General features: G+C 62.3%; 6 protein-coding genes. 5 read left to right on the top strand and 1 reads right to left on the bottom strand.

Translation table 11 applies throughout. The features are described 5' to 3' along the window. The first annotated feature begins 97 nt into the window (after positions 1-97). The 4 genes from VGL22_RS10370 to VGL22_RS10355 all read left to right on the top strand — a co-directional run bounded on the left by VGL22_RS10370 (position 98) and on the right by VGL22_RS10355 (position 3,001). Positions 98-1,168 carry a SurA N-terminal domain-containing protein gene (locus tag VGL22_RS10370; protein WP_465266843.1) on the top strand — a complete coding sequence of 357 codons (1,071 nt, stop codon included), beginning with the start codon at positions 98-100 and terminating at the stop codon, positions 1,166-1,168. Between the two features lie 137 nt (positions 1,169-1,305). Beyond that, on the top strand, positions 1,306-1,719 hold the full coding sequence (locus VGL22_RS10365) for a hypothetical protein (protein WP_465266842.1): 414 nt from the start codon (positions 1,306-1,308) through the stop codon (positions 1,717-1,719). Between the two features lie 101 nt (positions 1,720-1,820). Continuing rightward, on the top strand, positions 1,821-1,970 hold the full coding sequence (locus VGL22_RS10360) for a hypothetical protein (protein ID WP_465266841.1): 150 nt from the start codon (positions 1,821-1,823) through the stop codon (positions 1,968-1,970). Between the two features lie 80 nt (positions 1,971-2,050). Next, positions 2,051-3,001, top strand: coding sequence for a DUF5996 family protein (locus tag VGL22_RS10355; RefSeq protein WP_465266840.1), 951 nt, complete (start codon positions 2,051-2,053; stop codon positions 2,999-3,001). Here the strand turns inward: VGL22_RS10355 and VGL22_RS10350 are convergent, their stop codons facing one another. Continuing rightward, the gene (locus VGL22_RS10350) at positions 3,002-3,640 is read right to left on the bottom strand and encodes an HAD-IA family hydrolase (protein WP_465266839.1); all 639 of its coding nucleotides are present in this window, start codon (positions 3,638-3,640) and stop codon (positions 3,002-3,004) included. 95 nt (positions 3,641-3,735) lie between these two features. Here VGL22_RS10350 and VGL22_RS10345 point away from each other — a divergent pair. Next, a partial coding sequence (locus VGL22_RS10345; RefSeq protein ID WP_465266838.1) for an alpha-L-arabinofuranosidase C-terminal domain-containing protein occupies positions 3,736-5,501 on the top strand: 1,766 nt, incomplete at its 3' end.

The following is a 5,501-nucleotide window of genomic DNA, read 5'->3' as shown; positions in this document are numbered from 1 at the left end:
CGCGCCGACAAATCCAATGACCTTCTGGCCCCAGGCGAGTCCAGAGAGTTATCCTGTAGTGCCGGAAGCTGTTGCAGTTTCCGAGGAGAGATCAGGTTTGCAAGTCGATTCCGTTGTTCGGACGCGCACGCTTTCTGCCGTCATCTTAAGCATCTTTACCTTGCTGAGTTTCTCGGGTTGCCATCGCGCCCCCAGCGCCGATGTCGTGGCTACCGTCAACGGCAAGGAGATCATGCGTGCCGATCTGGAAAAGATCTACAAGGCCAACCTCGACCAGAACCAGCCGGAGCCCTCTGCGGAACAGGCCAACATCCTCCGTCTCAATGCCCTCAAGAGCATGATTGACGACGAGATCCTGCAGCAGCGCGCGGCCACGCTCAATCTCTCCGCCAGCGACGAGGACGTCAACGCCAAGCTCACCGAGATCAAAGCGCCCTACACGCAGGAGGAGTTCGACCGCCAGCTCAAGCAGCGCGGCCTCAGCCTCGACGATCTCAAGCGCCAGATTCGCCGCGGCCTCACCCAGACCAAGCTGGTGAATAAGGAAATCGAGTCCAAGATCAACATCTCTGACACCGAGATCACCGACTACTACAACAGCCACAAGTCCGAGTTCAATCTCATTGAGCCTCAGTACCACGTTGCCCAGATCGTGGTCACCGGCAACCCTCCTCAGCAGGGCGCGGCACAGCCAACCCGTCACGTGGCCAACGAAGCCGAAGCAAAAAAAGAAATCCAGTCCATCCGCAGCCGCGTTGACACAGGCGAGGACTTCGGCACGCTCGCCTCGCAGTTCTCTGAAAATCCCAGCCTGGCTCCCAACGGCGGCGATATGGGCTTCATCCCCGAATCGCAGTTGAAGACCGATTCCGATGTTTTCAGTTCAATCAACATGCTCAAGCCCGGTCAGGTCACCCAGCCCCTGCCCGTCACTGACCCCAGCGGTCCCGGTCACAAGCTCATGGGCTATGCCATCTACAAGCTCTTCAGCCGTGAAGCCGCCGGCCAGCGCGAGCTCAAGGATCCCCGCGTCCAGCAGTCCATCCGCCAAAGCCTCCGCGAACGCAAGACCCAGCTTCTCCAGAATGCCTACTACGAAATGCTCCACGACGATGCCAAAGTTAAAAACTACTTCGCCGAGCAAATCCTCAAACAAGGCGCCCAATAACCTGGCCCAAGCGTAGAAGCACTCACGGATCCGCCGCGACGCCCGCGTGTTGCGATTGTTGAGTCCATAGGAGCAAACTCAAAGCTCGCTCCGCCCGCGGGTGGGACGGATCGACATTTCCTTTCGGAGACAGACGCATGAAGAAGACACTGGCAGTGTGCACAGCACTGTTTTTGGCGCTTGGCGCCGCAACCCTGGTCTCAGCCCAGCAGGAGCCTGCCGCTCCAGCCACACAGGCTGCCGCGGCGGCCGGCGCAACCGGAAGCTGGTCGGGAGCCATTCAGGGCCCCAACGGCGATATGAACGTCACCTTCAATCTGAAGCAGGACGGCGCCAAGCTGACCGGTTCAGTCGAAACCGGCATGGGCGATCCCATGGACATCCAGAACGGCAAGGTGGACGGCGAGAAGGTTTACTGGGAGACCAGCTTCAACGGCATGACCATCCAGCATGAAGGCACCTTCAGCGGCGACGAAATGAAGATCCACGTCAAGTTCGGCGACGGGCAGATGCCCGATCAGGAGATGAGCCTGAAACGCGGCAAAGCCTGACCTGCCGCGCGCTGCCATAACACCAACCCCGGGACGAACTTTCCCGGCGCCCTCGCATCCAAGTCTCCGAGTGCCCCAGCGGCATTGAGGAGAAAAAATCCATGGCAGATCAGAAGAAATGCGCGCACGCCGCCTGTAGCTGTATGACCGACCAAAAGTATTGCAGCAAGTTCTGTGAAGACCGCAAGGACACCGCAGAAATTGCCTGCGAATGCGGCCACCCCGGTTGCAGCGGCGACGTCTCCGCATAGCTGAAGCCGGGCCGCAATGGCCCGGCGCTTCCCTCCCCAGCCGAGCCCCTCGCGTAACATGACTGTGCGAGGTGCGCGTCATGAATGCAGATTCCGCAACTTCCCTCTCCATCCCCAGCATCACCCAGGAAGTCTGGCCGGAGCTGCCATGGCCGGCCTGGGGCGACACGTGCACGACCCTTCAGATGTGGATGCAGGTAGTGGGCAAAATTCGCATGGCACTCATGCCGCACATCAATCACACCTGGGGCGTCACCCTCTACCCCACCATCCGCGGCGTCACCACCTCTCCCATGCCCTACGGCCGCGCCATGCTCGAGATCGAATTCGATTTCGTCGATCACATGCTGCGCATCGCCAACAGCAGCGGCGCGCGGCGCAGCATTCCCCTCACGCCGATCACGGTGGCGGAGTTCTACCGGCGCGCGATGGAGTCGCTCGACGACCTCGGCATGCCCGTCCGCATCTGGCCGCAAGCGGTGGAAGTGCCTGAAACCATCCGCCTCGACCAGGACGAGGCCCATCGTACCTATGACCCCGACTACGCCAACCGCTTCTGGCGCGTGCTGCTGCAAACCACGCGTGTCCTGACGGAGTTTCGCGCGCGCTTCCGCGGCAAGGTGAGCCCGATTCATCTTTTCTGGGGCGCCATGGACCTGGCCTGCACGCGCTTCAGCGGGCGCACTGCCCCGGAGCACGCCAGCATGCCTGGGTTGCCCGATCGCGTGGTGCGCGATGCCTACTCGCACGAAATTTCGAGTGCGGGGTTCTGGCCCGGCGGCCCCGGCATGGAAGCCATGTTCTACAGCTACGCCTATCCGGAGCCCGGGGGGTTTCGGGAGTACAAGATTGAGCCGGCCGCCGCGCAGTACAGCGAGACGTTCGGCGAATTCGTGCTGCCCTATGAAGCCATGCGCACTTCGCCCGACCCGGACGCAGCCCTGCTCGAGTTCCTGCAATCCACCTATGAAGCCGCGGCGGTCTGCGCAAAGTGGGATCGCGCCGCCCTGGAAACAGCTACCAGCCTCTAGCTAAGCCAGCCGCCGAAAGCGAATCGCGGTGAAATCCGGGACCCACGCCGCGCCCAGGAGCTGGCTCTCCGGAAACGTCGTTCCAATCGCGATCACCGCCATCCCCGCCGCGCGTCCCGCCAGAATCCCCGCCGGCGTGTCCTCAATCACGGTGCATTCCGCCGGCGCCAGGCCCAGTCGTATCGCGGCCTGCAGGTAGCCATCGGGATCAGGCTTGCCGGCGCGCACATCTTCATTGCCGACCAGGCATTGCGGGATCGGCAGCCCGGCAAAGCGCAGTCGCGCTTCCGCCAACAACCGCGGCGCGGACGTGACCACCGCCCACTCCCGCGGCTGCAGCGTCTCAATCAATTCCGCAGCGCCGCGCAGGGCCACAATCCCCTCGCCGTAGGTAACGGCAGCGCCATCCAGCGCCGCCGCTTCAGCTTCGGCGTCCAGTTGCGGAGCGATCTCGCGCATCGTGTCGCGCGTCAGCCGGCCGTGAGAGATGGCAAGGATATCCTCGAGCGCAATGCCGTGCCGCGCGCCCCATCGGCGCCACAAGAATTCAACTGCAGCCGTCGAGTCAACCAGGGTGCCATCCATGTCAAAGAGAATGGCGCGGGAGCGGATTTCGAGCATTCTGACCTCTGGATTCATGGTCGCACTCCACCCGTGCGCCGCAGAAAAGCCGGTCGCGCGCCACGCCTCTCAGGAATCAAAAGGACTCCTGGGGTAGAATTCTCGCAACTCTTATGCGCACCATTCTTCGCTCAGTAAGCGTTTACGCCGCCCTTCTCCCCGCCCTGGCTCTCGCCCCGGCCCTGCCCGCCGAGCAGCCCGCCAACATCGCCGTCGACCTCGCCCACCCCGGCGCCGCCATCTCCCCCCAGATGTATGGCATCTTCTTCGAAGACATCAACTTCGCAGCCGACGGCGGCCTCTACCCGGAGCTGGTCAAGAACCGCTCCTTCGAATTCAGCGAACCCCTCACCGGCTGGAAGGAGATCATGCCGATCTCGCCCAAGGGGATCGAACCCTCGAAGGGGGAGCTGGCCATCCTCACCGACAAGCCCTTGAACGCCACGAATCCCCACTATCTCCAGGCGCGCGTCCACCAGGCCGGCGGATACGGCTTTTACAACACCGGCTTTCGAGGGATCGGCGTTCACGAAGGCGAGGACTATCGCTTCTCTGCCTACGTGCGGACCGATGGAAAGAGTGGCGGGCCGAAGACGATCCGCGCTGAAGTGGTCGACAACGGCAAAGTCATCGCCAGCGGCAAGCTTGAGGGCTTCACCGGCGAGTGGAAGAAGTTTGAAACCGTCATCCACGCCAGCGCAACCGCCGATCATGCGCAGTTGAATCTCTATATCGATGACCTTGGCGCGGTGGATATGGACATGGTGTCGCTGTTCCCGGTGGACACGTGGAAGGGAAGGCCGAACGGGCTGCGCAAGGACCTGGTGCAACTGCTGGCTGATATGCATCCGGGGTTCCTTCGCTTCCCCGGCGGGTGCATTGTGGAGGGGCGGCAACTGCTGACGCGCTATCGCTGGAAGACCACCGTCGGCGACATCGCGCAGCGCAAAACCATCATCAATCGCTGGAACGACGAGTTCGACCACAAGCCCGCGCCCGATTACTTCCAGTCCTTCGGGCTCGGCTTCTACGAGTACTTCCAGCTCGCCGAGGACATCGGCGCGCGCCCGCTGCCCATCCTCAACTGCGGCATGGCCTGCCAGTTCAACACCAACGAAACGGCCAAGATGAGCGAACTGGACGAATACGTCCAGGACGCGCTCGACCTCATCGATTTCGCCAACGGCCCCGTCACTTCGCCGTGGGGCAAGCTGAGGGCGCAGATGGGGCACCCGGAGCCGTTTCATCTGGAGATGATGGGCGTGGGCAACGAGCAGTGGGGCGATCGCTACGTGGATCGCTACAAGGTGTTTGCGGCGGCGCTGAAGGCGAAGCATCCGGAGATCAAGCTGGTGGTGGCGGCTGGTCCTGCGCCGGCGGGCGATCCGTTTGACGAGATGTGGGCGCACTGGCGCGAGCTGCACCCGGACATTGTGGACGAGCACTACTACATGTCGCCCGACTGGTTCCTCTCCAACTCCACGCGCTATGACAACTACGACCGCAAGGGACCGAAGATCTTTGCCGGCGAGTATGCGGCGCAGACCGTGCAGTCAGTGAGCCCGGACAACCGCAACAACTGGAAGGGCGCGATTGCGGAGGCGGCGTTTATGACCGGCCTGGAGCGCAATGGCGACGTCGTCACCATGGCCTCCTACGCGCCGCTGATGGCCAACGTGCACGCATGGCAGTGGACGCCCGATGCCATCTGGTTCGACAACCTGCGCTCGTATGGCACGCCAAACTTCTACGTGCAGAGCGTGTATGCGAATAATGTGGGGACGCGGGTGGTGCCGGTGACGCCGCTGGTCGACGGCGATGGGCTGTATACGAGCGCAACTCTGGATGAGCGCACGCATGAGCTGATTTTGAAGGCGAT

Source organism: Occallatibacter sp. (assembly GCF_036502485.1).
In the GTDB taxonomy this organism is placed as follows: Bacteria; Acidobacteriota; Terriglobia; order Terriglobales; family Acidobacteriaceae; genus Telmatobacter.
Note: the sequence above shows the minus strand (reverse complement) of the source record. Positions and strands in the feature narration are given on the sequence as shown.

Coding starts and splice junctions, on each gene's coding strand:
- VGL22_RS10365 (WP_465266842.1), top strand. CDS start 1,306: ATGAAGAAGACACTGGCAGTGTGCACAGCACTGTTTTTGGCGCTTGGC.
- VGL22_RS10360 (WP_465266841.1), top strand. CDS start 1,821: ATGGCAGATCAGAAGAAATGCGCGCACGCCGCCTGTAGCTGTATGACC.
- VGL22_RS10355 (WP_465266840.1), top strand. CDS start 2,051: ATGAATGCAGATTCCGCAACTTCCCTCTCCATCCCCAGCATCACCCAG.
- VGL22_RS10350 (WP_465266839.1), bottom strand. CDS start 3,640: ATGAATCCAGAGGTCAGAATGCTCGAAATCCGCTCCCGCGCCATTCTC.